The organism is Priestia sp. JV24, from assembly GCF_025910025.1.
GTDB classification, from domain to species: Bacteria; Bacillota; Bacilli; order Bacillales; family Bacillaceae_H; genus Priestia; species Priestia megaterium.
The window spans coordinates 123,839-150,510 of the sequence record NZ_JAPCIN010000012.1 but is presented as its reverse complement, the minus strand read 5'-3'; the positions used below and the strand labels follow the sequence as shown (position 1 = coordinate 150,510).

The 26,672-nt window shown below is 38.6% G+C and carries 23 protein-coding genes and 2 riboswitches; of the genes, 11 read left to right on the top strand and 12 right to left on the bottom strand.

The annotated features are described in order from the left end of the window. Window positions 1-28: 28 nt before the first annotated feature. Window positions 29-934 carry a chemotaxis protein gene (locus OK414_RS06440; protein ID WP_016763419.1) on the bottom strand — a complete coding sequence of 302 codons (906 nt, stop codon included), beginning with the start codon at window positions 932-934 and terminating at the stop codon, window positions 29-31. A gap of 296 nt (window positions 935-1,230) precedes the next feature. Here OK414_RS06440 and OK414_RS06435 point away from each other — a divergent pair, with 296 nt between their 5' ends. The 5 genes from OK414_RS06435 (at window position 1,231) to OK414_RS06415 (ending at window position 4,592) form a co-directional block, all read left to right on the top strand. After that, entirely contained in the window at window positions 1,231-1,830 is a 600-nt protein-coding gene (locus OK414_RS06435) for a TetR/AcrR family transcriptional regulator (protein WP_013082269.1), read from the top strand. Window positions 1,831-1,943: 113 nt separating this feature from the next. Continuing rightward, window positions 1,944-2,138: a hypothetical protein gene (locus OK414_RS06430; RefSeq protein ID WP_013056022.1), complete on the top strand. Its 195-nt coding sequence runs from the start codon at window positions 1,944-1,946 to the stop codon at window positions 2,136-2,138. A 203-nt stretch (window positions 2,139-2,341) separates the two neighbouring features. Beyond that, window positions 2,342-2,563, top strand: a complete 222-nt coding sequence (locus tag OK414_RS06425) for an IDEAL domain-containing protein (protein WP_013082268.1) — start codon at window positions 2,342-2,344, stop codon at window positions 2,561-2,563. 101 nt (window positions 2,564-2,664) lie between these two features. Then, the gene (locus OK414_RS06420) at window positions 2,665-3,828 is read left to right on the top strand and encodes an aminotransferase A (RefSeq protein ID WP_263045432.1); all 1,164 of its coding nucleotides are present in this window, start codon (window positions 2,665-2,667) and stop codon (window positions 3,826-3,828) included. A gap of 152 nt (window positions 3,829-3,980) precedes the next feature. After that, a complete protein-coding gene (locus tag OK414_RS06415) occupies window positions 3,981-4,592 on the top strand; it encodes a nitroreductase family protein (protein WP_095379843.1) in 612 nt (203 codons plus the stop codon). Between the two features lie 36 nt (window positions 4,593-4,628). Here the strand turns inward: OK414_RS06415 and OK414_RS06410 are convergent, their stop codons facing one another. Further along, window positions 4,629-5,414: an SDR family oxidoreductase gene (locus tag OK414_RS06410; protein ID WP_016763415.1), complete on the bottom strand. Its 786-nt coding sequence runs from the start codon at window positions 5,412-5,414 to the stop codon at window positions 4,629-4,631. Between the two features lie 144 nt (window positions 5,415-5,558). Here OK414_RS06410 and OK414_RS06405 point away from each other — a divergent pair, with 144 nt between their 5' ends. Then, window positions 5,559-6,254: a GNAT family N-acetyltransferase gene (locus OK414_RS06405; protein ID WP_016763414.1), complete on the top strand. Its 696-nt coding sequence runs from the start codon at window positions 5,559-5,561 to the stop codon at window positions 6,252-6,254. 169 nt (window positions 6,255-6,423) lie between these two features. On the opposite strand, the gene OK414_RS06400 is transcribed toward OK414_RS06405, so the two are convergent. Then, window positions 6,424-7,200, bottom strand: a complete 777-nt coding sequence (locus OK414_RS06400; protein WP_013056016.1) for a hypothetical protein — start codon at window positions 7,198-7,200, stop codon at window positions 6,424-6,426. A gap of 241 nt (window positions 7,201-7,441) precedes the next feature. On the opposite strand from OK414_RS06400, the gene OK414_RS06395 reads away from it, so the two are divergent. The 3 genes from OK414_RS06395 (at window position 7,442) to OK414_RS06385 (ending at window position 9,852) form a co-directional block, all read left to right on the top strand. After that, on the top strand, window positions 7,442-8,317 hold the full coding sequence (locus tag OK414_RS06395) for a LysR family transcriptional regulator (RefSeq protein ID WP_016763413.1): 876 nt from the start codon (window positions 7,442-7,444) through the stop codon (window positions 8,315-8,317). A gap of 483 nt (window positions 8,318-8,800) precedes the next feature. After that, window positions 8,801-9,169, top strand: a complete 369-nt coding sequence (locus OK414_RS06390; RefSeq protein WP_014461029.1) for a CidA/LrgA family holin-like protein — start codon at window positions 8,801-8,803, stop codon at window positions 9,167-9,169. Then, window positions 9,166-9,852 (top strand): LrgB family protein, encoded by a 687-nt coding sequence (locus OK414_RS06385; protein ID WP_013056013.1) that lies wholly within the window; start codon window positions 9,166-9,168, stop codon window positions 9,850-9,852. The genes OK414_RS06390 and OK414_RS06385 overlap by 4 nt, the downstream gene beginning before the upstream one ends. Before the next feature lie 41 nt (window positions 9,853-9,893). On the opposite strand, the gene ptsP is transcribed toward OK414_RS06385, so the two are convergent. The 9 genes from ptsP to OK414_RS06340 all read right to left on the bottom strand — a co-directional run bounded on the left by ptsP (window position 9,894) and on the right by OK414_RS06340 (window position 20,525). Further along, window positions 9,894-11,615 (bottom strand): phosphoenolpyruvate--protein phosphotransferase, encoded by a 1,722-nt coding sequence (ptsP, locus tag OK414_RS06380; protein WP_013082261.1) that lies wholly within the window; start codon window positions 11,613-11,615, stop codon window positions 9,894-9,896. Continuing rightward, the gene (locus OK414_RS06375) at window positions 11,615-11,881 is read right to left on the bottom strand and encodes a phosphocarrier protein HPr (protein WP_013056011.1); all 267 of its coding nucleotides are present in this window, start codon (window positions 11,879-11,881) and stop codon (window positions 11,615-11,617) included. Before OK414_RS06375 ends, ptsP begins: the two co-directional genes overlap by 1 nt. An 18-nt stretch (window positions 11,882-11,899) precedes the next feature. Then, a complete protein-coding gene (gene ptsG / locus OK414_RS06370; protein WP_013056010.1) occupies window positions 11,900-13,954 on the bottom strand; it encodes a glucose-specific PTS transporter subunit IIBC in 2,055 nt (684 codons plus the stop codon). A 271-nt stretch (window positions 13,955-14,225) separates the two neighbouring features. Beyond that, window positions 14,226-15,074: a glucose PTS transporter transcription antiterminator GlcT gene (gene glcT, locus OK414_RS06365; RefSeq protein WP_013056009.1), complete on the bottom strand. Its 849-nt coding sequence runs from the start codon at window positions 15,072-15,074 to the stop codon at window positions 14,226-14,228. A 131-nt stretch (window positions 15,075-15,205) separates the two neighbouring features. Beyond that, window positions 15,206-16,078 carry a hypothetical protein gene (locus OK414_RS06360; protein ID WP_034653504.1) on the bottom strand — a complete coding sequence of 291 codons (873 nt, stop codon included), beginning with the start codon at window positions 16,076-16,078 and terminating at the stop codon, window positions 15,206-15,208. A gap of 442 nt (window positions 16,079-16,520) precedes the next feature. Next, the gene (gene ribE / locus OK414_RS06355; RefSeq protein WP_013056007.1) at window positions 16,521-16,991 is read right to left on the bottom strand and encodes a 6,7-dimethyl-8-ribityllumazine synthase; all 471 of its coding nucleotides are present in this window, start codon (window positions 16,989-16,991) and stop codon (window positions 16,521-16,523) included. Window positions 16,992-17,082: 91 nt separating this feature from the next. Continuing rightward, window positions 17,083-18,276, bottom strand: a complete 1,194-nt coding sequence (locus OK414_RS06350; RefSeq protein WP_034655260.1) for a bifunctional 3,4-dihydroxy-2-butanone-4-phosphate synthase/GTP cyclohydrolase II — start codon at window positions 18,274-18,276, stop codon at window positions 17,083-17,085. Window positions 18,277-18,292: 16 nt separating this feature from the next. Then, entirely contained in the window at window positions 18,293-18,952 is a 660-nt protein-coding gene (ribE, locus tag OK414_RS06345) for a riboflavin synthase (protein ID WP_095379841.1), read from the bottom strand. 277 nt (window positions 18,953-19,229) lie between these two features. Continuing rightward, a riboswitch (FMN riboswitch) is annotated at window positions 19,230-19,380 on the bottom strand. Window positions 19,381-19,490: 110 nt separating this feature from the next. Further along, the gene (locus OK414_RS06340; RefSeq protein ID WP_263045433.1) at window positions 19,491-20,525 is read right to left on the bottom strand and encodes an amino acid/polyamine transporter II; all 1,035 of its coding nucleotides are present in this window, start codon (window positions 20,523-20,525) and stop codon (window positions 19,491-19,493) included. Window positions 20,526-20,864: 339 nt separating this feature from the next. Next, window positions 20,865-20,971, top strand: a riboswitch (SAM riboswitch). A 107-nt stretch (window positions 20,972-21,078) separates the two neighbouring features. Between OK414_RS06340 and OK414_RS06335 the strand changes: the two genes are divergently transcribed. Both OK414_RS06335 and metH read left to right on the top strand, forming a co-directional pair. After that, window positions 21,079-22,917, top strand: a complete 1,839-nt coding sequence (locus OK414_RS06335; RefSeq protein WP_013082256.1) for a bifunctional homocysteine S-methyltransferase/methylenetetrahydrofolate reductase — start codon at window positions 21,079-21,081, stop codon at window positions 22,915-22,917. Then, window positions 22,918-26,361 (top strand): methionine synthase, encoded by a 3,444-nt coding sequence (gene metH, locus OK414_RS06330; RefSeq protein WP_016763407.1) that lies wholly within the window; start codon window positions 22,918-22,920, stop codon window positions 26,359-26,361. Window positions 26,362-26,672: the final 311 nt, after the last annotated feature.

Below are 26,672 nucleotides of genomic sequence, written 5' to 3'. Positions count from 1 at the left end.
ATCTGCTTTCAGGCACTTTTTTGTGATCCTACAAAATATAGAGATCGATCAACTCAACAAGCTCTCCGATTTCCGGCTTACTTACTTGTCCTTCCGCTCCTACCATCTTTCCCTTGTGACGTAAATCTTCTGTGATAAGAGAAGAGAAGATAATGACTGGAAGTATAGAAAGCTGAGGATTTTCTTTCACTTTTTTAGTTAAATGATGCCCATCCATTTGCGGCATTTCTATATCTGTAATAAGCAGCTGGACTTGATCACTGATTTCCACACCTTCATCGATCACTGAGCTCAGATAGTTCCACGCTTCCTCACCGTTCTCAAAAAATTCCGTGTTCTCATAACCTGCTTGTGCAAGAGTATCTTCAATCATTCGGCGCAGCAGCGGTGAGTCTTCAGCTACGACAATCTTTTTATTAGAGCGCTCCCTAGCCCCTAGCTTTTTGATTTTCGACTGATTAATACCCGCATCAGGGTTCACGTCAGAAATCAGCTTTTCAAAGTCTAACAGCAGAATCATTTGACCGTGTAATTTTACCACTCCAGTAATCTGCGTTTCCAAACCTTGATACAAATCTGAAGGCTTCTCAATTTCTTTCCAAGAAATACGGTGAATTTGCGTCACTGCATGGGTATGAAAGACAATTTTTTGCTGATTGAACTCTGTAACAATTAACTTATCTTTTTCCGGCGTATTTGAAGGTTCCATTTTTAATGCTTTTGCTATGTCAACAACAGGAAGTACTTCCCCTCTTAGCTCTATAATACCTTCTATGTAAGAATGCGCATTGGGAACAGGTGTAATAGATACGGGATTAATAATCTCTCTAACTTTTACTACATTAATGCCAAACCAAACATTTCCTATCTCAAATTCGACAATTTCCAGTTCGTTTGTACCACTTTCCAACAGTATTCCTTTATCTGGATTCATATACTTACTCCTCTCATCTCACCTGCTTATCTAATAGTCCATATTTCCCATTATAGTGACCGCCTCTTATATCCGTAAAGAAAAATTTTCTTATTTTGTTATCCTTTTTCCCTAAAACATATACATAAAATATTGTTTTATGAATTAACAGAATATTATATACTATATAAAAACATGAGCGCCGATCCCTTTCGTCTCATCCTCTGCTCAGTTTTTTAATTGCTCTACTTTACTTCTCTATACTAGCTTATGAACTTGAGTCAAACGACTACTCCTATTCGAACGAGGTGTAATTTATGAACAGAGGATTACAAAAAGAAGAAACAAAAAAACGCATCCAAAAAGCCGCTATCTCTTTATTCCAACAGCAGGGATATCAAAAAACGACTGTGTCTCAAATTACCCATGAAGCGGGTGTAGCAAAGGGAACATTTTTTAATTACTTCAAAACAAAAGAAGAAGTTCTTCACTACCTTGGAATTAATTTTACAAACCGTATCTCCTACAAATTAGAACAGCTCCTTCAAACAGAAGAATCAACTGCTGCCATTGTTAAACAACTGTTTTTATTACTAGCACAATCAAACGAAGAAGCGAACCCTCACCTAATCCGTTCTTGGTTTCATATTGCTATTACCAACAGTTCCTTTCAACAATCCGAAATTCTTCAAATTGAAAAAATGCGTGCTCATTTTACAAAAGTTTTTCAAACAGGACAAGACCGAGGTGAACTTATAGTCGATATCCCTGCCGAAGAAATGGCTTCTATTGCTATACTTAATTTTTTTGGCACACTTCTTTACTGGTGTACCAACCAACCCGACTCTGCTACCCTTCAAGAAAGAATAGACAAGTCGGTTACTCTTCTATTTAGAGGGTTTCTTATTCATTCCTAAAAGCCTGTTCACAAATTTTTAACAAGAAATCGAAGATAGCTGTGGACTCTACAGCCAAAACGGTTTATACTACACAAAGTGAATGAATAATCTTAAAAGAAGGTGTTCGTAATATGAAAGGCTCCGTCATTCTTTTTAATGACGATAATGAAATGACCATTATTGAAAACGTAGAAGAAGCTGTATATCAAGATATTAAAGAACAAGAAGGCTCTGATCACTGCGTTGTAACATTGGACGATCATGAAGTTGATTTTGGCTACGTTTCCCCCGTTTATTGGCGTGAAGGCCAAATACACACTGACTAATATACAAGACCTGCATATATATGCAGGTCTTTTTATGCGCTTATTATTTTGAATCTAGAATTGAACGTGAAGCGAGGAACCTCTGATTTCCTAACACATACCTCAGCACATTCGCAGCTAAAAACAGGGTTAACAACTATATAGAAAGGGTACATTTCAAGTAATAGAAGCTGCGTTTTATTTTAAAAAAGGAGGTTTATGTTATGAGTTCTTATCGCAAAAATATGAATCACTATCCTCACTCATCTCAGTACACACCTTACCAACACTATTACGCGAAAGAAGCTGATCGTATTTTAACGACTATGAGTACAAACTTTAATAAACAGCATTTGAAATCTCTTATCGACGATGCGTTAGATAACAGAGACGAAGAACAATTTTATGAACTAACAACTGCTTATAATAAGCTATATAACGCCTAACTTAAAACCACTATTTGCAAAATGCGCAAATAGTGGTTTTTTACCTATTTTCATTGTGATAAGATAAAATGAGTTGAAAATACGCGGAAGGATTTGAAACCATGGAGCACTTAATCAATAAACGTGTCAAAGAAATTGAACTATCAGGAATACGTACATTTTATAATATGGTCTCACAATACCAAGATGTTTTATCCCTCACAATTGGACAACCTGATTTCTTAACACCACAGCATGTAAAAGAAGCGGCAAAATCTGCAATTGATGGTAACCAAACTTCTTATACCCACAATGCTGGAACAATAGAACTGCGCGAGGCAGCAGCTCAATTTGTCAAAGAAAAATATGACTTGCACTATAACCCAGCGGATGAAGTGATTGTGACCATTGGAGCTAGTCAAGCAATTGACATTGCTCTTCGCACCATTTTAGAAGAAGATTCTGAAGTTATTTTACCTGGACCTGTTTACCCAGGATACGAACCGCTTATCCGGTTAAACGGCGCTAAACCTGTACATATTGATACAACCGAAACAGGATTTCGACTAACAGCGGATTTAATCCAACAACATCTGACGTCTAAAACAAGATGCGTCATCTTACCTTATCCGTCTAACCCTACAGGAGTGACGTTGTCCCAGCAAGAATTAGAAGAAATTGCCGCTCTTTTAAGCGATAAAAATATTTTTGTACTATCTGATGAAATATACAGCGAGCTCGTTTTTGATAAAAAACATCAGTCCATTGCCTCCATTTCCTCTATGAGAGAGAAAACAATTGTTATTAACGGAGTATCAAAGTCTCATTCTATGACGGGCTGGCGAATTGGCCTTTTATTTGCTCCTTCTTATTTAGCCAAACATATATTAAAAGTTCATCAATACAACGTGAGCTGTGCTTCTTCTGTCTCTCAAGCAGCTGCATTCGAGGCACTGACAGCAGGTAAAAACGATGCGGTGGATATGAAAAAAGAATACGAACAAAGGCTGAATTATGTGTATGACCGATTAGTAAACATGGGATTTGACGTAGAAAAGCCGACGGGTGCTTTTTATATCTTCCCTTCTATTCAGAACTTCCACAGCAATTCATTTGATTTTGCCCTGGAGTTAGTAAAAGAAGCAGGTGTTGCACTAGTACCCGGCAGCGCTTTTTCTTCCCACGGGGAAGGATATGTACGCCTGTCGTATGCGTATTCCATGAACACGCTGCGTGAAGCCTGTGATCGAATTGAAGCTTATCTTACATCTCGTCAATCACGCTAAGCCGATGGTAAGAAGTGTATGCATTCTTTTGTGAGTGACAGCACATAAGAGCGGGTATACTAGAAGCATATAAATTGACTTCAATAGTGTATCATTATAAAATGTGCATCGATTCACTAAAGAAATACATACTTTTAACGGAGGTTTTTATTATGACAAAAAATTTTTTTGATGTGGTAAATGAACGTACATCAATTCGAGAATATGACTCTTCAGCTAAATTAACCAAAGAAGAATTAACGGAACTTTTAGAAGCAACAGTGAAGTCACCATCAGCTTGGAACTTACAGCACTGGCATTTCGTTGTTATTACAGACCAAGATGCGAAAGAACGTCTACTTCCAATTGCTTACAACCAAAAACAAATTACAGAAGCAGGCGCTGTAGTAGCTGTCTTAGGTGATTTAGAAGCCAATAAAAATGTAGATGACGTGTACAATCCACTAGTCGAAGCAGGTCACATGACAGAAGACGTAAAAAATATTTTGTCAGGACAAATTAACGGCGCTTATAAAAACGGTGCTTTCGCCCGCGATGCAGCGTTTACGAATGCTTCTCTTGCATCTATGACATTCATGCTTGCAGCAAAAGCAAAAGGATTAGACACTTGCTCAATGGGCGGATTTAACGCTCAAAAATTTGTAGAAGAATTTAAAATTGAGGATCGATACATTCCAGTTATGCTTATCTCAGTTGGAAAAGCGGCTAAAGAAGCACACGCTAGCGACCGTTTACCATTAGATCAAGTTACAACTTGGATTTAACAAAAAACCCTGCGGCTGCAGGGTTTTTCTATTTAACTAAATGGATTTCACCATACCTCCGTCGATTAGAAACGACTGGCCTGTCATATATGAATTTGCTCCCGAGACAAAGAAAGCAACGGCTTTTGCAAACTCTTCAGGCTGACCGTAGCGCTTAAGAGGAATTTGGTTTCTCATCTCTTCTTCAATTTTTGAAACGTCTACTCCCATTTTTTCAGCACGAGTGGTATCTAGCTCTTTCACTCGGTCTGTTGCAATTCTTCCTGGGGCAACCGTGTTAATTAAGATACCGTCCTCTGCTAGTTCTGAAGCAAGTGTTTTGGTAAGCCCCACGATTCCTGTACGGAAGGTATTTGACAGAATAAGTCCAGCAATTGGCTCTTTAATGGAAGAAGAAGCAATATTGACAATACGTCCTCCGCTCTTTTTCATAACGGGCACTACCTCACGAATGATACGAATATAACTGAGGAGATTTAACTCAAATGCACGCTTCCAATCATCATCTGTTAACGAAAGGAAGTTCCCTGCTTTAGGACCTCCTGTATTATTAATTAAAATATCAATGGTTCCAAACGTATCTACTGTATATTGAATAACATCTTGAATGTCTTGAGTTTTCGTGACATCTGCCGTTTTATGTAACACTTGTCCGCTTCCAAGGTATGAAATCTCTTCCGCTACTTGGATTAGTTTCTCTTCTGAACGACTTGCAATCATAACGTTTGCGCCTTCTTCTGCGAGCCTGGCAGCAATCGCTTTGCCAAGCCCTTGGCTCGCCGCAAATACAAGCGCTGTTTTTCCTTTTAATTCAACATCCATTTCTTTCACCTCGTCTAATAGTTCGAATCTTTTTAACTTTATCACGTTCTCGTCAAATTCTTCAATAAATATGAAATAATTTCTTTTTTTCATATGGTATACTTAATTATCTGAAAATTATTTCTTAAAGGAGGCAAAAAAGCAGTGTATAAAAAGCAATGCTTTGTCTTTCATCAAAATAAGCCTGTAACATGTACGGTACGATCATATACATCAAATGACTTCGATGAGTTGATTCGGATTCAAGAAGAAAGCTTCCCCCCTCCTTTCCCTTCTGAATTATTATGGAGCAAAGATCAGTTAAATAACCATGTGTCCCTTTTTCCGGATGGAGCGCTATGCGTGGAGATAGACGGGACAATATGCGGATCTATCACAAGCGCGATTGTTTCAGTGGAAGGAAATGAAGCTCACACATGGGATGAAGTAACAGGAAGCGGATATATTCATACGCACGACCCTTCTGGTAATACACTTTATGTAGTGGACGTATGCGTCACTCCTTCGCATCGATCGATGGGGCTTGGGAAGCTGCTTTTGCAGTCTTTATATGAAGTTGTGATTCATTACAAGTTAGAAAGGCTGCTTGGTGGATGCCGCATCCCTGGATACGCATCAGTGTCTTCCTTGTACACGCCCGTTGAATACATGAACCTTGTATCAGCTGGAACTCTCTACGACCCGGTTATGACCTTTTTAATGCGCTGTGGCAGATCGCCTATTGGTCTCGCAGCAAACTATATTGAAGATGAAGATTCACACAACTACGCCGTACTAATGGAATGGAAAAATCCATTTTATACGGCTATTCAAAAAGAGGCTGGGACAAAAATAGTTTAGCCCAAGTGAAAAACGAACCATTAATCAACACGTTTGATTGGTGGTTCGTTTTTTTGTGATGGTGAATATAGTTTTATCTGTTTCGTTCCTTCTAGCAGTCCAGCTCATCTATCTCATGTGTTCGTCTTTAGGTTGAATTCATTTAGTTATGTCTCAGCCTCTTTTTAGATTATTGAACTTCTTCAATGCTCCACTCTAGCTCTTTATGAGTGAGAACAAGATGCGCCTGCAATTTACTCATCTCTTTGTGCTCAAACCGATCATTATACATTTCATTCATGTCGTCAAAGTCACCGATTGTATACAAAGGAATTTTAATATCTCTACGCGATTGCACCATGTGTTCAAAATCAATAAACAAACCGTCATTCGTTAAAGTAAGAAGCGTATTTGCTAACACGAGCGGCAATATTGGATATTCTAACTTCTTCCTTCTAAATACAAATCTTTTTTGCTTAATTTCTGACATTTTCAACGGAATGATTCGGCTTAAAATATGCTTCATATCATATACGTCTCGAAAATAGATTTTGTTATAAAATCCATCATCATGAGCTAAATAAACAAATTGATTACCGAGTTTATTATTAAATGGCGAATTGAGCGGTTTTTTTAAATGACCTAAATACAGCAGCGCTGCAATATCTTGAGGTTCTAACAAATCTAACGAAGATACATCCTCAAAATCAATCCAACAAAAATCACCATAATTATAAACATCATCTTCTGCTAAAAGATGAATTTGTTCTTCTTCTACGTAGTCCATATGGGTTTGGTAATGGTAATCACTGTCTTCAAAACCGTGCTTTAACAATAATATATTTGCAAGCGGCGTAGGAAGGGAATGATAAAACTCTTTAAATTCAATTCCATATGTAATAAAGCATTTTTTATTTACATGGCCATTAATATAAACGATATCTCTTATTTCATCTGCTTTACTCAACCGTTCTAACCACCTTATTGATTGATTCTGTGATCGATATGTAACCGTTCTACTGATTTATATATTATACTTCTAAAATAAACAATGTGTAAATATATATTGTTGGCAATTTCTTTTGTATTCACTGCCTCTTCTACTGATCATTTTATTTGATAGGAAAGAAAGGTATAGAGCTGATTGTGAATGTGGTAGAATGTGTGTATCTTATTAATTAGCATGTATGAACACGGAGGTATACAAAATGGATGTTCGCCATTTGCATTACTTAACAGAAGTGGCTAAACATAAAAATTTCACAAGAGCTTCTGAAGCGCTGCATATTTCGCAACCTTCTCTCAGTAAAATGGTTAAATCATTAGAAGAAGAGCTCGGCACACCTTTGTTTGATCGCGCTGGCAAACAAGTTCAGCTTACCGATGCAGGAATAATTGTGTACGAGCAAGCAGAAAGCATTTTATCTTCTCTCCGAGATTTATCGGATTCCCTCTATGATTTAATGCATTTAAAAAGAGGAACCATCAAAATAGGCATTCCCCCTATTATTGGTACATTGTTTTTTCCTACTATTATTAAAGCATTTCGAGAGCAATACCCTGAGATTCATATTCAATTAGTGGAATATGGCGCTAAAAAAATGCAAAAATTTGTGGAACAAGGAGAAGTGGATGTGGGCGTAGTTTTACTTCCAGTTGATGAAAACATGTTTTTTACGACTCCTTTAGCCCGAGAAACACTGCAGCTTGTTGTTCATAAATCTCATCCGTTGGCTCAGCATTCTACGATTTCATTAAAAGAGTTAAAAGACGAAACGCTTATTTCCTTTCATGAAGACTTTACCATGCATGAAATGGTCTATAACGAATGTTTAAAAAATGGATTTACACCTAATATTGCTTTTAAAAGCTCTCAGTGGGACTTCATTGGAGAGCTGGTAGCTGCTAATCTCGGCATTGCTCTTTTCCCTTATTCATTATGTGAAAAGCTTGATTTGGAGCATGTGAAAGTAATTAATCTCGAGAATGCTATTCCGTGGGAAATTGCTTTAATCGTAAAAAAAGATCGCTATATCTCTTACGCTACACAGGCTTTTATTGATTATATTAAAAGTACAGTTTAACAAAGCTGAGACAAAAGTAGTTTAATTAAAAATCCGAACGAGTTTGATTCTTGATAGAAAATCCAACTCGTTCGGATTTTTTTCATGGCGGTGTAATAAGTCATTCATACTAAATCATTTATCCGATTGGTTCGTCTTTAAATTGAATTGATTTAGGCATGTCTCCATCTCTTTTATTAAATAATTAGACCTTATATTTCACAAATTCTTTTTTGAAAAGGTTACCAACGCATTTGTAAAGAGATTTCTTTCAACTATAACTAAAAAGAATAGTTATCATAGTTATTATATATTTCATATTATAGTCGATTTTTTGTAAGATAAGTGTGTAGCATTCATTTACTGAAGTTGTATCCCCATTTGCAAAATCCAAATAGTTTCTCTTTTCCCATGATGGAGTCGTCTTTTCAGCATAGACGACTCCATTATTGTCTCAACAAACTAGAAATGAATGAATAAAAACATAAATAAAGGAGGCTAATCATGAAACTGATTATGGTGATTTTACAGATTTTATTACTAACGGCTCTGTTTTTAATAGGAGAAAGTATTTCACAATGGTTTGACCTCCCAGTGCCAGGTAGTATCATCGGATTTTTCTTACTGTTTTTCTTACTGTACTTTAAAGTAATTAAATTAAGCTGGGTTGAACAAGGTGGAACACTGTTAGTGGGAGAACTATTACTATTTTTCATACCAGCCGTCGTTGGACTCATCAATTATGGAGATGTATTGATGCATTTCGGAATCCAGATTGTGATTATTATCACAATCAGTACGATTATTGTGATGTCTGTAACGGGAATCATTGCAGAACATATTTCAAGAAGAAAGGAAGGTTCGCTAAAATGACATTACTCACATGGATTGCTCTTCCGCTTACACTGCTCGTTTATGTCGGTACAAAAGTGCTCTATAAAAAATATAAGTCTATGCTAGTTTCCCCTATTTTACTAGCCCCCATTCTTTTAATTGGCATCTTATTAGTGACGAATGGCTCTTATGATCATTATAAGCAAGGTGCCAGTGCTATTAGCTTTATGCTTGGACCAGCAACCGTTGCTTTTGCTGTTCCTATGTTTAAGTATTTTGATTTGCTCAAAAAACACCGTGTTGAAATCAGCTTAAGCGTAGGGCTTGGCACGTTTGCTGCCATGATATCTTCCATGCTGTTAGCATTAGTGTTTCATTTACAATCAACGCTGGTTCATAGCTTGATTCCAAGATCGGTTACGATTCCTATTGCTGTTAATGTATCTCAGACGCTAGGAGGAGATCCGAATATTACCATTATGTTTGTGATTATAACCGGTGTAGTAGGATGTATGGTCGCTCCAAAACTGATTAAGCTCCTCGCACTGCACTCTTCTCTAGCAAGAGGTCTTCTTTTAGGAGTAGCTTCTCATGGGACAGGTACAGCAAGAGCTTTTGAATTTGGAAAAATTGAAGGTACTTTTTCTAGCCTTGGCATGATCGTAGCAGCACTTCTTACAATGCTGTTTGCGAATATGCTTCTGCCTACTATTTTCGCTTAAAAGATAAAAAAGGTGTGATCATATATGATCACACCTTTTTATTATCCAATATGAAAAGTTGATTTTACAAACTCAATAACTTCTTCCGTAGAAGACATTGATAGAATTGTATCTAAATGAGGTTCGATATCAGCTTTTGATAATTGACGGATTTGAGAACGAGCTTTCAGAATAGATGTTGCACTCATTGAGAATTCATCTAAGCCTAAACCTAAAAGAATTGGAATTGCAATCTCATCTCCTGCCATCTCTCCACACATGCCTACCCACTTACCTTCTTTGTGAGCCGCTTTGATTACCATATTCACCAAGCGAAGAATCGCTGGGTTATACGGTTGATATAAATAAGACACGCGCTCATTCATGCGGTCAGCAGCAAGCGTGTATTGAATTAAATCATTTGTTCCGATAGAGAAGAAATCTACTTCTTTAGCAAATAAATCTGCGATTACCGCTGAGGAAGGAATCTCTACCATCATCCCTACTTCGATGTCTTCCGAAACTTGTACGCCTTCTTGTTGAAGTTTAGCTTTTTCTTCTAAAAGAATAGCTTTTGCTTGACGGAACTCATCAACAGTAGCAATCATAGGAAACATAATTTTCAGATTACCGTATACGCTTGCACGTAGAAGCGCACGAAGCTGTGTACGGAACATGTCTTGCATCTCTAGACATAAGCGAATGGCACGGAATCCTAAGAATGGGTTCATTTCTTTTGGTAAATTTAAGTAAGGAAGCTCTTTGTCTCCACCAATATCAAGAGTACGAACAACCACTGGTTTACCTTCCATACGTTCAAGAACTGTTTTATAAGAAGTAAACTGCTCTTCTTCCGTCGGAAGATCTTCGCGGCCCATATATAAGAATTCTGTACGATAAAGGCCAACGCCTTCGCCGCCGTTTTCTAATACGCCTTTTACATCTTCTGGTGTACCAATGTTAGCTGCAAGTTCAACGTGATGATCATCAGCTGAAACCGTTTTTTCATTTACAAGCTTAGCCCACTCAGCTTTTTGTTCTGCATACTCAGCGGCTTTTTTCTCGTAAGCTTTTACTGTTTCTTCGCTTGGATCAACGATAACTTCGCCATCTAAACCATCAACAATTACTAATACGCCGTTTTGAATGTCTTCCATAACTGTTTTTGTACCTACAACAGCTGGGATCTCCATGGAACGCGCCATAATTGCTGAGTGAGAAGTACGTCCGCCAATATCTGTTGTAAATCCTTTTACGAACTTACGATTTAACTGTGCTGTATCAGACGGCGTTAAATCTTCTGCGATAATGACAACTTCTTCTGAGATTAAGCTTGGATTTGAAACGTTTACACCTAAAAGATGAGCTAATACACGTTTTGTTACATCACGGATATCAGCAGCACGTTCTTTCATATATTCGTTGTCCATTGACTCAAACATATTAATGAACATTGCCGCTACTTCATCAAGTGCATGTTCAGCGTTTACATTTTCATTTGTAATTTTATCTTTAATTGGATTAATAAGTTCAGGATCACTTAGAACTAATAAGTGAGCTTCAAAGATTTCTGCTTTGTCATCTCCAAGTTCTTTACGAGCGTGCTCTCTAATAATTTCAAGTTCTGATTTTGACTTTTCTAGCGCAGCTTCTAGACGTGCTACTTCTGCTTCAACTTCAGTTACTGATTTTTTTTCAACGGTTAATTCTGGATTTTCTAGACGAAATGCTTTAGCAATAGCAATGCCGCTAGAAGCGGCAATGCCTTGAATTTCCTTTGTCATTATTCGCCTAATCCTTCTTTGCTCATTGTATCTTCAAGAGCAGCAAGTGCATCTGCTTCGTCAGAACCTTCTGCAGAGATAGTGATTGTAGCGCCTTTTTGAATACCTAAAGACATAACGCCCATGATTGATTTTAAGTTTACAGTTTTACCGTTGAATTCTAAGTTGATATCAGAATCAAATTTGCTTGCTGCTTGTACTAAAGTTGTTGCTGGACGTGCATGAATTCCTGAGTCTGCTGTTACTGTAAATGTTTTTTGTGCCATGTTAAATCAATCTCCTTTTTACTTTGAAATGTTAATAATATTTGCTTCTTGTTGAGAAACTTGGCCCTGCTTTAAGATATCAATTTTTTCATCAGCTTGTAAATTCGTGAAAATGATCGGCGTAATCGTCGATGGCGCATTTTCTTTTACAAAGTCTAAATCAATTTTCAATAGAGGCTGTCCTTTTTTCACTTCATCGCCTTGGGCAACTAAAGCTTCAAAACCTTCGCCTTTTAAATTAACTGTATCAATACCAACGTGAATTAAAATTTCACGTCCAGTCGTTGATTCAATACCTAAAGCATGTTTCGTCGGGAATAAGTTTACTATTTTTCCGTCCACTGGTGCAACTACTGTGCCTGTTTTCGGAATAATCGCAAAACCGTCACCCATTAATTTTTGTGAAAATACCTGATCTGGTACTTCCGATAAAGGTACCAATTCTCCCTCAATCGGTGAAACAATATCATTACCATTATCGCTTCCTACTTCAGATGTTGCAACAGGTTTTTCAATTGTTTTTGTCTCTTCTTTTGTGACAACCGGTGTTTTGCCATTCATAATGTCTTGAATTTGACCTTTTAACGTGTCAGATTTCGGACCGAAAATAGCTTGAATATTGTTACCAACTTCAAGAACACCAGCTGCTCCAAGTTTTTTCAAGCGGTTTTTATCAACATTACCTACGTCATCTACTGATACACGCAAACGCGTAATACAAGCATCTAAATGTGTAATGTTTTCTTTACCGCCAAGTGCAGCTAAAACATTTGTTGGAAGCTCTGCTGCTTCTACTTTTACATCTTCTTCTCCTTCTTCTTTATCTTCACGACCCGGTGTTTTCAAGTTAAATTTACGGATTGCAAAGCGGAAACCGAAGTAGTAAATAACTGCTAGAACTAAGCCTACTGGAATAACTAGCCACCATGCTGTACGGTTTTGCATAACTCCAAATAGAACGTAATCGATAACCCCACCTGAGAATGTCATACCGATTTTAACATTTAATAATTGCATAACCATAAATGATAAACCAGCAAATACTGCGTGAATTGCAAATAGTACTGGTGCTACGAATAAGAATGAGAACTCAAGCGGCTCTGTAATACCCGTTAAGAAAGATGTTAAAGCAGCTGAACCCATGATACCAGCTACATATTTTTTGTTTTCAGGACGAGCTTCGTGATAAATTGCAAGAGCTGCTGCTGGTAATCCGAACATCATGAACGGGAATTTACCAACTTGGAATGTTCCTGCTGTTAAAGGCACGCCATCTGCTAATTGAGCAAAGAAAATCTTTTGGTCACCGTGAATATGTTGACCTGCTTTATTAACGTAATCACCAAATTCAAACCAGAACGGAGAGTAGAATATGTGATGAAGTCCAAATGGAATTAATGAACGTTCAATCAATCCAAATACAAAAGCTGATAAGGTTGGGTTTGCATCAATCATGTTAGTAGAGAAAGCATTTAATCCGCTTTGAATTGGCGGCCAAATGAAAATCATAATAACACCTAAAACAATTGAAAATACCCCAGTAATGATTGGTACAAATCGTTTTCCCGCAAAGAACCCTAAATAAGATGGTAATTCAATATTGAAATAACGATTATACATGGATGAAGCTAAAATACCTACTATGATACCCCCGAATACACCTGTAGCTAACGTAGGAATTCCTAAGATGCTAGTGTAAGCTGGATTGGCACCCATTTTGTCAGGATCTAGTTGTCCTGTAGCAACTAAGATTGTGCTCATCGTTTTGTTCATAATTAAGTAACCTACGATTGCAGCAATACCTGCTACACCGTCACCACCAGCTAAACCAACGGCAACACCAACGGCAAACAATAGCGACAAGTTGTCAAATACAATTTGACCCGCTTGTGACAAAACATTTGAAACCAATTGAACCCAGTCTGCACCAAGTGCCGGTACTGCATCCAACAATGTAGGGTTTTGAAGCGCTGTCCCTACTCCAAGTAAAATCCCTGCTGCCGGTAAAATCGCAACCGGTAACATAAGCGCTTTTCCGACTTTTTGTAATACTCCAAAAAGTTTTTTAAACATGGCGCTTACCTCCTTTTATATATTTAGTGTGCAACAAGCTATTTATTTGATACGTGAATCATTAACGCGCTTTCATAAAACGCTTTCTTTAACTGGAAAACTCCTTACATCTCCTAGTGTCCTGAAGCCTAAGCTTTAAATGATTGCGCTTTCTTATAACAAAAAAAGGCATGAGGAAAAAGAAACGATAAATGGATACACTCATCCAATTACACATCGCTTCATTTCTCACTCATGCCTGATCGTATCAGTAACACGTATTGAAATGATTTTATAAATCCGTTTTTGTTATAAGTCGCTGCAGATGCATCGTTAAGTAAACTGCTTCTGCTTCATACACAGGTAAATGTAACGCTTGCTGCATTACTTTTATCACTTTCCAAGACACATTGTAACACAGGGGATATTCTTCTTTCAATAGCAAAGCAATTTTTTTTGGCTCTTCTATTTTTTCTCCTGTTTTTACTCGATCAATCGCAAAATGCAAATGACGAATCAATCTCATATAGTGCACAGATTCTTTGTCTACCTGCAGATGAAGCGATTCTTCAATCACATTAATAATCGTTTGAATAAGCTGCGAGTCTTGATTCACTTCCAGCAGGTTTTTTTCAGTCAGCGCACTGTGGATATGAAGCGCAATAAAACCAATCTCTCCTACTGGAAGCTGCACGCCTATTTTGCGACTAATAATTTCTACCACTTCAGATGCGATCGTATATTCCTCTGGATATAAAGCTTTGGTTTCAAGTAAAAATGGATTTTTAAGCCCCATTCCCTGCTGAAAACGTTTTATCGCAAACGCGATGTGGTCCGTCAATGAAATGTGTATATGCTCATTCAAAGGAATGTTAACACGCTTTTGAATGTGCGTTACAATATCATTCATCATTTCAATCACGTCTTCATCCACTTGCGCTAAAAGCTGCTTGTACTGTTCTTGCTCTTCTTCACTCTTTAACAAAAACATTTTCTCCACGGCTTTTGCATCGATTTCATCGCCTTTTTTCTTATTGAACCCTATTCCTTTCCCAATTAGCACAACTTCATCATAGGTAAGGTGTTTAGCAATTAATACATTATTATTAAGTACCTTTTCTACAAAAAAGGACTCTTTCACGAATCCTTCACTCCCCTGTTTCGGCTTTCTATTATTTGCTTTCCTATCTTACAAATAATACGCATAACCGTCAATTCATTTTTCTTTGTTTCAAATATTATTGAACTAAACTATTTGAGTTACGTATTATCTTAGTAGTTCTTCGCTGGAAACGCAACGTCTTTTTTGCTCGTCCCATAACAATTTTTCATAATAAAGTTTTGAAGCATAACGCTCAGAATGAATACACCCGCTTGTAAAAGCGTAAAAAGAACAAGTGAAGTGGTAACAGATACCAGCAACACCCCATAGTGAATCAGCAAAATATCTACTATACGCAGCCCCGCTATAATCATCCCAGCCCCAATAAAAAATTCTTTGGCTACACTCCAAACGAGGAGAATCGTAACAATACAAACGTAAATCATCGTGGCATTTACGGAATCATGAGTAGCCGACGCAAACCATCCCGTATAAAACCAATTATTATGAAAATATGCTAACAGCATAAACATAATAGTAGAAGTAATGGCGAGCATTCCGAGAAAAAATGTAGCGTAATGCACAAATGTCATATACCGTTCTGTTAGCCATACATACCAAATCTTTGAAATACTAAAGCCTATAGTCATTAAAGCGCCTGTATAAACTGTTTTCCACCAGTGATGTGTATAAATATCCCAGTGTAAAAATAATTCTTCAATCCCCATAAACATAGCTGAAATGATTAAAATATAGCGAAATTTCAATTGATAAGCAGCTACCACCATAGCCATGATTGGAAAAGCAAACGCTTGAGAAGTTAAGGATCCGAACAAATTATCAAAATATTCATGGGTCATAAAATCAGGATCGTAATCGTAACTTTCAAACACCACAAATACAACATACTCTAGTACATAAGCCATTCCAATGATAAAAAAGAGCAAAACGACTAGCTTTTTATCTTTTTTACGTATGAATACTGTAAGCAAAACGGCTGTGCTGATAATAATCAATGCAAAAAAAGCAGTATAATGAGGCATAGACGTCTCCCTTTTACGACCTAATTATTACTTAGAGTAAGACGTTTTAGCTAAATTATACATAGCTAGCTTCTATTCAAAAAAGCTTGAGATATAACTACATCAATCCAATCTAAAGGCGAACAAACGGGATACATGAGACAGTATAGATCGCTTTCTACACTGCAGTTGATTTCCGTGCAAGACTTCGCTTTCCGCGGGCGGCCGCTGAGCCTCCTCGTCGCTTACGCTTCTGGGGGGTCACACTTCTCCCGCTTTTCCCGCAGGAGTCTTCGCCTGACCTTTTAATCTACAGGTAGAAGCCACTACATACCTGAAACCTGCGTTCACCCTACCAATAAAAAAATCCGAACGATTCATCGTTCGGATCTTCCTTCAACTAACATACTTTTGTTTCAGCCTCTTTTAACTCTTCAGCTTATAAAAACTGGAATGGTATCTATTATCCTTCAATCATTTTTGAAAGGTTAGCCATTTCGATAGCTGATGCTGCAGCTTCCCATCCTTTATTTCCTGCTTTTGTTCCTGCACGTTCAATTGCTTGCTCAATTGTTTCAGTTGTTAATACACCAAAGATAATTGGCACGCCTGTTTGTAAGCTTTGAGATGCAACGCCTTTTGCTACTTCATTACATACAAAATCAAAGTGTGGAGTAGCTCCTCGAATAACGGTTCCTAGCGTGATCACTGCATCATATTTTTTAGATTCAGCTAATTTTTTGGCGATTAATGGGATTTCATAAGCGCCCGGCACCCAAGCCACGTCTACATCTTCATCAGCTACGCCGTGACGTTTGAGTGCATCTTCTGCTCCACTAAGTAAACGGCCTGTAATAAATTCATTAAAACGCCCTACCACGATTCCGATTTTTAATCCTGTGCCTACTAAATTTCCTTCATATAAATGATTCATCTTTTGTTCCTCCTGCTAGTATTAATATATAGTTATTTACATTTCTTTTCATGAATTAGCTTCATTTGTTATAACGAAAAAAAGTGTAAAATTATAAATGTAATAAATGACCTAATTTTTTAGCTTTTGTATCTAAGTATTTTTTATTGGCATCCACTGCCGGCATTTGAAGAGGCACTCGCTCGATCACTTCAAGGTCGTAGCCTTTTAGCCCAGTAATTTTACGAGGGTTATTCGTTAAAAGCTTCATTTGTTTGACTCCAAGGTCTTTTAAGATTTGAGCACCGATTCCATACTCTCGTAAATCTGCAGCAAACCCGAGTTTTTCATTCGCTTCTACGGTATCGTATCCTTCTTCCTGCAGCTTATATGCTCTTAGCTTATTTAGTAAGCCAATACCTCTGCCCTCTTGACGCATATACAACAGAATGCCGCGTCCTTCTTCTTCAATTTGCGTAAGAGCTGCGTGAAGCTGAGGACCGCAGTCGCAGCGTTCAGAACCAAACACATCTCCAGTCAAACACTCAGAGTGAACGCGAACGAGAACGGGGCTATTATGATCAATATCACCTTTGATAAGAGCCACATGTTCTTTATTATCAAGTTTATTTGTATATCCTACAGCTTTAAACTCACCAAATGCCGTAGGTAAGCTCACTTCTACTTCACGGCTAATAAGCTGATCATGTTTGCGGCGGTAGGCAATCAAATCTTTTATTGTAATCATTTTTAAATCAAATTGCTCTGCAATTTTTGTTAAATCCGGTACACGTGCCATTGTTCCATCTTCATTCATAATTTCACAAATAACACCCGCAGGCTTTCCTCCTGCTAATACTGCTAAATCAACAGCAGCCTCTGTATGACCTGCACGCTGCAGAACGCCCCCGTCTTTTGCAATCAATGGGAAAATATGTCCTGGGCGTTGAAAATCACTTGCTACCGTCGCTTCATTTACAAGAGCCATAACGGTAGCAGAGCGTTCATATGCACTGATACCTGTTGTACTTGAAATATGATCAATACTTACTGTAAATGCTGTGCCATGTGCATCCGTATTGTTCGCTACCATCGGGTGAAGATTCAATTTATGCGCAATTTCTTCATTAACAGGTGTACAAATTAATCCTCTTCCATGAGTAGCCATAAAGTTAATAACCTCAGGCGTCGTTTTTTCGGCTAATGCAATAAAATCTCCTTCGTTTTCTCGATCTTCATCATCGCATACAATAACCACTTTTCCCTTTTTTAACTCTTCAATGGCTTCTTCTACTTTATGAAACATCTCTTTCACCTCACTGTTAATTTGTAAAACCATGCTGCTGCAATAAATCCTTCATGTTACCTGAACGATTCGAGGCGCCAGGAGTTGACTTATTTGTCATCATCTGATGCATATATTTAGCTAACATATCGCATTCAATATTCACCTTGTCTCCTCGCTGTTTGTCTCCAACGACTGTGTGAAGCACCGTGTGAGGAATAAGAGAAATAGTAAATGATTGGTTGCTGACATCAAAAATAGTAAGACTTGTTCCGTCTACGGAAACAGATCCTTTTAACATCATAAATTCACGAAGTTCAGGATCGACTTGAATTTCATAATAAAAGGCATTTCCTTTACGTGTTTTGCTTACAATGGTTCCAATTCCATCAACGTGTCCGCTAACGAAATGCCCTCCAAACCGGCCATTTGCAGCCATCGCCCGCTCTAAGTTAACACGTGCTCCAACGGTTAGAAGCTGAAGGGTACTTGCTTTAATCGTCTCCGGCATGACATCGACCGTAAATTCATTTTGAGAGTAAGCCGTTACGGTTAAACAAACGCCGTTAACTGAAATACTGTCCCCTAAGTTCACATCTTCTAACACGGTCTTCGCATCAATCGTAAGAACAATTGCTTCTGTGGCCTTTTGAATACGTTTTATTTTTCCAATTTCTTCAATGATACCTGTGAACATTTTCTTCACCTGCTTTGGCGCTATTCCCATTTCTTATACCGTTTTGAAATAGCAGCTGCTTTTTTTTCATATTTATCTTTCCCCCAACCACTGAAAATAAAAAACCCCTTGAACAAATGTCCAAGGGGTCGGCTGAGCTGAATCAGTTTTATCTATGCAAAATTCCGCTAATTGTATACGAAATAAACAGTTATATTTTGTGTACAAAAACAAGGGTAGCTTTAAAAAAGGCAAGCGTGCCCCTTATTAATTCAACACAAAAAAACAACTGTGCTTCCTGATCCTTCTCCCATCCAGACTTTTACTGTCGGCTCTAGACTTTAACTAGATCCACCGCTAACATACATCGTATGAAAACGGGTCACGGGCTTAAAAGCATACGCTTTATCACCGCCGGTTGGGACTTACACCCGACCCCGAAGGATAATAATATATTCGACTGCTATAGTCTTATTTGTTTTACATTATAGCAAAGTAAAATCGACTTGTCACATCATTTAACTTCGTTTTTTCACATCTATTCTTTAAAATCCAGCTTTTAGCTTATTTTTTCTTTTTTAATACATAGCATCCATACAAAAGCTAGTCCAATATAGCCAAATATGGGATACAAAAATTCAAGAAGCTGGGCATATCCGAATTGCCCAATAATAAAGCAAGCCAAGATAATAAATGCAAAAGCTTGTTTGTCATTGAGGGGAAGAAATGACTGAAGCTGCTTAGCGATGCCAAATACATTTCCAATCAATGTAGTAAAAATCTCGCCCAACACAACTACCGTAAATAAAACATTCACCCACACTGAGATATTTTTAACAACCGCACTCATCGGAATATCAAGTTGAAATGAATAAGGCAAATTGGAAAGGGCAAGATGAGTAGAAACAAGCATAAACGTAAGTACACATCCTCCTATTACGGCCCCTTTTTTAATCACGCTCCTATCTTTCACCGAGCTTCCTAATGGAACCAAAACGGCCTGAGCCAAAGCTAGATTCAGGGAAATATATAAAAAGGGACTAACCGCCCACTTCCACTGCGTGACGAGCGTTAAATCCGGCTTCGTTTGAATCAGTGAGAAATAGCTGATATTCGGCATAAAGATGATAAAAGCAAATGAAAGCATCATCGGCACAACAAGAGAATTAACCATTAAAATACCGTTAATTCCTTTTGCGATAAATATATAAGTTAAAACAATTGTAAAAATCATCCCAACAGGAGGCCACAGCCCGAACTGTTCTTTTCCTATTGCCCCCGTACTCGCTAGCATGACTGAAGTTACTCCAAATAAAATGACAATCATTACACCGTTTACCGCTTTTCCAAGCACATCACCAAATAAATATGTATTAAGCTGCTGATAAGAAGAAGCCCCAATTGCGTGCGAAAGCAGCATCATTTTTGAACCTAGCCAAATAAAAAACAAGCCGCTGACCAAAATTCCGACCATTCCAAGTTCCCCGTACTGTGTAAAAAATTGAACGATTTCCTTGCCTGTTGCAAAACCGGCTCCTACAACGGTGCCTACATACGTAGCAGCAACCTGCAGCGTGAGTTTCCACCTTTTCATGCCCATCACCCTTCTACCCTTCATAGTTCACTATATGTAGAAACGATAAAAAAAAGACGAGCCTTTTTACGTGGAAATCTACGCATATCCCAGCGCTTGTGCCTTTTCGTTTATTTTTTTCATTTTCTTTTTGTATTTCTCACAAAAAACTCCTTAACCCCTAACATAACAGTCGTTTCCAAACAAAATATACGGATATTTTCCCTTTAGCTTTTAAATTTTCCTCAATATTTGCTGGAAATTCACAATTTAATGTTGTATAATTTCTAAAAATCAGATAAATTATTAAATAAGTATTCTTTCTATTTAAAAAAATATGTTTCAATTATATACAATTGATTCTTATCATGAGAGGTGGAGGGACTGGCCCTTTGAAACCTCAGCAACCAGTCGTTAGAGACATGGTGCTAAATCCAGCAAGCAATTTATTGCTTGGAAGATAAGAAGGCGAAAAAAGTCTTCTTCTTAAGAAGACTTTTTCTATTTTATCGGCATATTGCATAAAACGAATCACTCGTGAAATAGAAGCGGAACAATTTAAGGAGGTTTTGACATGGGGTTACTTGAAGATTTAAAGTCTAAAATTTTAATTGGGGATGGTGCCACTGGTACCCTCCTTTACTCACACGGTATCGACAGCTGTTTTGAAGAACTAAACATCACCAAACCAGAAGAGGTTTCTCGTATTCACAGAGCCTATGTAGAAGCTGGTGCAAACGTTATTCAAACAAATACGTACGCTGCTAATTATCAAAAACTTGCCCGTTATGGATTAGAAGATTCAGTCAAAGACATCAATGTTGCTGGTGTAAAATTAGCGAAACAAGCTGCAAAAGATCAGGCTTACGTGGTTGGTACACTCGGCGGAATTCGTTCTTTCCAAAAAAACGCTATTAGTTTAGAAGAGGTTAAGCGAAGCATTCGTGAACAAATGTTTTGGCTTTTAAATGAAGGCGTGGATGGCCTTTTGTTTGAAACATACTATGACTTCGAAGAATTAAAAACCGTTCTTACACTGGCAAGAAAAGAAACGGATAAGCCTATTATTACCCACGTTTCCCTGCATGATATTGGCGTACTGCAAGATGGCCGTCCTTTAGCAGATGCATTAAAAGAATTAGAGGCGCTGGGAGCAGATGTTGTCGGGCTAAACTGCCGTTTAGGTCCTTATCATATGATTCAGTCTCTTGAAGAAGTACCGCTTCCTGATCGTGCTTTCTTATCTGCTTATCCTAATGCCAGCCTTCCGGCGTATGTGGAAGGAAAGCTGGAATATGAAACAAATGAAGACTACTTTGTAGAAAGCGCGCGTTTATTCCGCGAACAAGGGGTTCGCTTAATTGGAGGATGCTGCGGTACAACACCAGCTCACGTACGCGCAATGTCATCTGCCTTAAAAGACCTGCCTCCGATTACAAGCAAAGTCGTTAAAATGAGACCTGCCGTTACGGTTCAAGAGCGTGAGCAGCAGGATAAACCTCATATGCATGAAATTGTGAAGAAGCGCCGCTCGGTTATCGTCGAGCTAGATCCCCCTAAACAGCTTGGTCCCACGAAATTTTTAGAAGGCGCAAAAGCACTTGATAAAGTCGGCGTAGATGCTATTACATTAGCTGATAATTCTCTTGCCTCACCTCGCATCAGCAACTTGGCAATGGCAACACTGATGCAGCAAGAAACAAAAGCACGACCGCTTATTCATATTACCTGTCGCGACCGAAATTTAATTGGACTTCAATCTCATTTAATGGGACTTCATACGCTAGGAATGAATCAAGTACTTGCAATTACCGGTGATCCGTCAAAAGTTGGCGATTTCCCTGGCGCCACTTCGGTCTACGATTTATCTTCATTTGACTTGATTAGTTTAATCGCTCAGTTTAATGAAGGACTATCTTATTCCGGCAAACCACTTGGTCAAAAAACCAATTTTTCCATTGCAGCTGCCTTTAACCCAAACGTGCGTCACTTAGACCGAGCCGTTCAGCGTTTGGAAAAGAAAATCGACTGCGGGGCTCACTATTTCATTACTCAGCCTCTCTATTCAACTAAGCAAATTGAAGAGGTATATGAAGCAACCAAACATTTAACAACACCGGTATATATCGGTATCATGCCGTTAACAAGCGCAAGAAATGCTCGATTTATTCACCATGAAGTACCTGGAATTAAATTATCAGAAGATATTCTAGAACGCATGGATGCAACGGGAAATGACCGAATCCGCGGTGAAGTCGAAGGTCTTGCGATTGCAAAAAACTTAATTGATACAGCATATGAGTTATTTGACGGTATTTACTTAATTACGCCGTTTATGCGCTATGAAATGACCGAAATTCTAACACGCTATATTCATGACAAGCAACTTGTTACATCAGAAAGGAAGATATAAATGAGCTCACTTATCGAACAACAACTAAAGAAGCGAATACTCGTCATCGATGGAGCAATGGGAACGATGATTCAAGATGCTGATTTAACCGCTGAAGATTTTGGCGGCGAAGAATATGAAGGCTGCAACGAATATTTGACTCGAACAGCGCCTCATGTGATTCAGCGCATTCATGAAGAGTACTTTGCAGCAGGTGCTGACATCATTGAAACCAATACGTTTGGCTCAACATCTACCGTACTTGATGAATACGATTTAGGTCACTTGGCTTATGAATTGAATATCGAAGCTGTGAAGCTTGCTTGTGCAGCCCGCGATAAATATTCAACTCCCGAATGGCCTAGGTTCGTAGCTGGAGCTATCGGTCCTACCACTAAGACTCTCTCTGTTACCGGAGGTATTACATTCCCTGAGTTAGTAGAATCGTACGAAGAGCAAGCTCGAGGTTTGTTAGACGGCGGCGTTGACTTGCTTTTAGTCGAAACCTGTCAAGACATGCTGAACGTAAAAGCCGCATTTTTAGGCATTACAGCGGCGTTTGAAAAACTAAAAATCGAAGTTCCTATTATGATTTCAGGAACAATTGAGCCGATGGGAACAACTCTCGCTGGTCAAGATATCGAATCTTTTTACTTATCACTGGAACACATGAAGCCTCTTTCAGTCGGACTTAACTGCGCGACAGGCCCTGAATTTATGACGGATCATATTCGCTCTCTTTCAGACCTAGCCACTTCAGCAGTTAGCTGTTATCCAAACGCTGGACTTCCGGATGAAGAAGGCAATTATCATGAATCCCCTGAGCTGCTTGCTCAAAAAATTAAAGGGTTTGCTGATAAAGGCTGGCTGAACTTTGTAGGCGGATGCTGCGGTACAACGCCTGCTCATATTAAAGCACTGGCTGAAGCGGTAAAAGAGGTTGCGCCCCGTTCGCTTGATCGCTCCGAGCATAACCATGCTGTAACCGGTATTGAACCACTTGTATATGACGATTCTATGCGCCCTCTTTTTGTGGGAGAACGTACGAATGTAATCGGTTCTCGCAAGTTCAAGCGTCTGATTGCGGAAGGAAAAATTGAAGAAGCATCTGAAATTGCGCGTGCTCAAGTTAAAAATGGTGCTCACGTTATTGATATTTGCTTAGCGGATCCGGACCGTGAAGAAATGGAAGACATGGAGGAATTTATTCAAGAAGTTGTAAAAAAAGTGAAGGTTCCTCTTGTAATCGATTCAACCGACGAGAAAGTTATTGAAAAAGCTTTAACGTACTCACAAGGTAAGGTCATTATTAACTCCATTAACTTAGAAGACGGTGAAGAGCGTTTTGATGCAATCTTACCGCTAGTAAAAAAATTCGGTGCAGCTCTGGTTGTCGGTACAATCGATGAAACAGGCATGGCCGTTACTGCAGAACGAAAAGTAGAGATTGCTAAACGCTCACATGATCTGCTTGTTGAAAAACATGGCTTTAATCCAAAAGATATTATTTTTGACCCTCTTGTGTTTCCTGTAGGGACTGGTGATGAACAATATATTGGTTCTGCTGAAGAAACAGTTAAGGGAATTAAAATGATTAAAGAAGCCCTGCCTGATTGCCTGACCATTCTTGGCGTAAGTAACGTGTCATTCGGTCTTCCTCCAGTCGGACGTGAAGTACTAAATGCGGTTTACCTTTATCACTGTACGCAGGCTGGACTCGATTATGCCATTGTTAATACCGAAAAATTAGAGCGCTATGCTTCTATTCCAGAAGCTGAAATTGAGCTTGCTAATGCGTTATTATTTAACACAACTGATGAAACGTTAAGCACGTTTACCGACTTTTATCGTGATAAAAAGAAAGAAGCAAAAGTAGAAATTTCTACGTTAACACTCGAAGAACGATTGGCAATGTATATTGTCGAAGGTACAAAAGAAGGATTGCTTCCTGATTTAGAACAGGCTTTAGCTCAATATGATGATCCGTTAGATATTATTAACGGACCGCTTATGAAGGGGATGGCGGAAGTTGGACGTTTGTTTAATGACAACCAGCTGATTGTAGCAGAAGTGCTTCAAAGTGCGGAAGTTATGAAAGCATCCGTTGCCTTTTTAGAACCTCATATGGAAGCAACTGAAAATGATTCTGGAAAAGGCAAAGTTATTCTTGCAACGGTTAAAGGCGACGTGCACGATATCGGTAAAAACTTAGTAGACATCATTTTAAGCAACAATGGTTTTAAAGTAATTGATTTAGGAATTAAAGTAACGCCCCAGCAGCTGATTGAAGCAGTAAAAGAAGAAAAGCCAGACATCATTGGCCTGTCAGGTCTTCTAGTAAAGTCAGCTCAGCAAATGGTTTTGACTGCCCAGGATTTAACACAATCAAGCATTGATGTTCCAATTATGGTAGGAGGCGCTGCCCTTTCCCGTAAATTTACTGACTTTAAAATCGCCCCGGAATATGAAGGTGCGGTCCTCTACGCCAAAGATGCGATGGACGGATTAGCGTTAGCAAATAAGCTGCAGAACAAAGAAGAAGTTATTCAGCTTTTAGCAGATTTAAAAACGCGGCAAGAAAAGAAAGTAACGGTTCGAGAACGCCAGCCTCAAACCGCTCAAGCAGCTACCGCTGTTTTAGAAAGATCCGCCATTTCAACGGACGCTCCTGTTTTTGTACCGGCTGATTTAAAGCGGCACGTTGTCAAACACTACGATTTGGCACAGGTTCTTCCGTATATTAACTGGCAGATGCTTTTAGGCCATCACTTAGGACTAAAAGGAAAAGTGAATAAACTGCTTGCTGAAAAAGACGAGCGCGCTGTTCAATTAAAAGAAACCGTTGATGACCTGCTCGAACTGGCACTAAAAGAAAACTTAATTAAGCCAGCGGTTATTTATCAGTTCTTCCCTGCTCAAGCAGACGGAAATGATTTAATTATTTATGATCCTGCTGATGAAAAAACAGAAATTGAACGCTTTACCTTCCCTCGGCAAGCAAAAGGACAGTTCCTGTGCTTATCTGATTTTGCAAAACCTAAAGAAAAAGAGATGGACTATGTATGTTTCTTCTCTGTAACAGCAGGAACAGGCATTCGCGAACGCGCGGCGAAATTCAAAGAAAACGGCGAGTTTTTAAAGAGTCACGTGTTCCAAGCTCTTGCGCTTGAACTAGCTGAAGGATTAGCAGAACGTGTTCATCAGCAAATTCGTGACCGCTGGGGATTCCCTGATTCGCCTGACTTTACAATGGCGGAGCGTTTTTCAGCCAAATACCAAGGTCAGCGTTTTTCATTCGGATATCCTGCATGTCCAGACCTTGAAGACCAAGCAAAACTGTTTAAATTACTTAAACCTGAAGACATCGGCATTCAGTTAACAGACGGTTTCATGATGGAACCAGAAGCTTCTGTTACAGCCCTTGTTTTTGCACATCCTGAAGCGAAATATTTTAACGTATTGTAAAATATGGCCGCGGTCTTTTAGACCGTGGCTGTTTTTTTACAGTGAACAAACCTGAAAAAAAGGCTGCGACAAATGGATTTTAGCTGAAGAAAGATCCGAATGGTAAATCCAGATTCTTAATTGAGAATCAACTGCGTTCGGATTTTTTTCATTGTGATCGTGAACTTGATTTCATGTAGCTGTTTCTAGCTGTTTGAAGGGCAAGGCGAAGACTCCTGCGGAAAAAATTGATGTAGTTATGTCTTAATCTCTTTAAATTCACCGCCGGTTTGAGCTTTTTTTATGAGTTTCTTGGGAAACACTGATAGAAT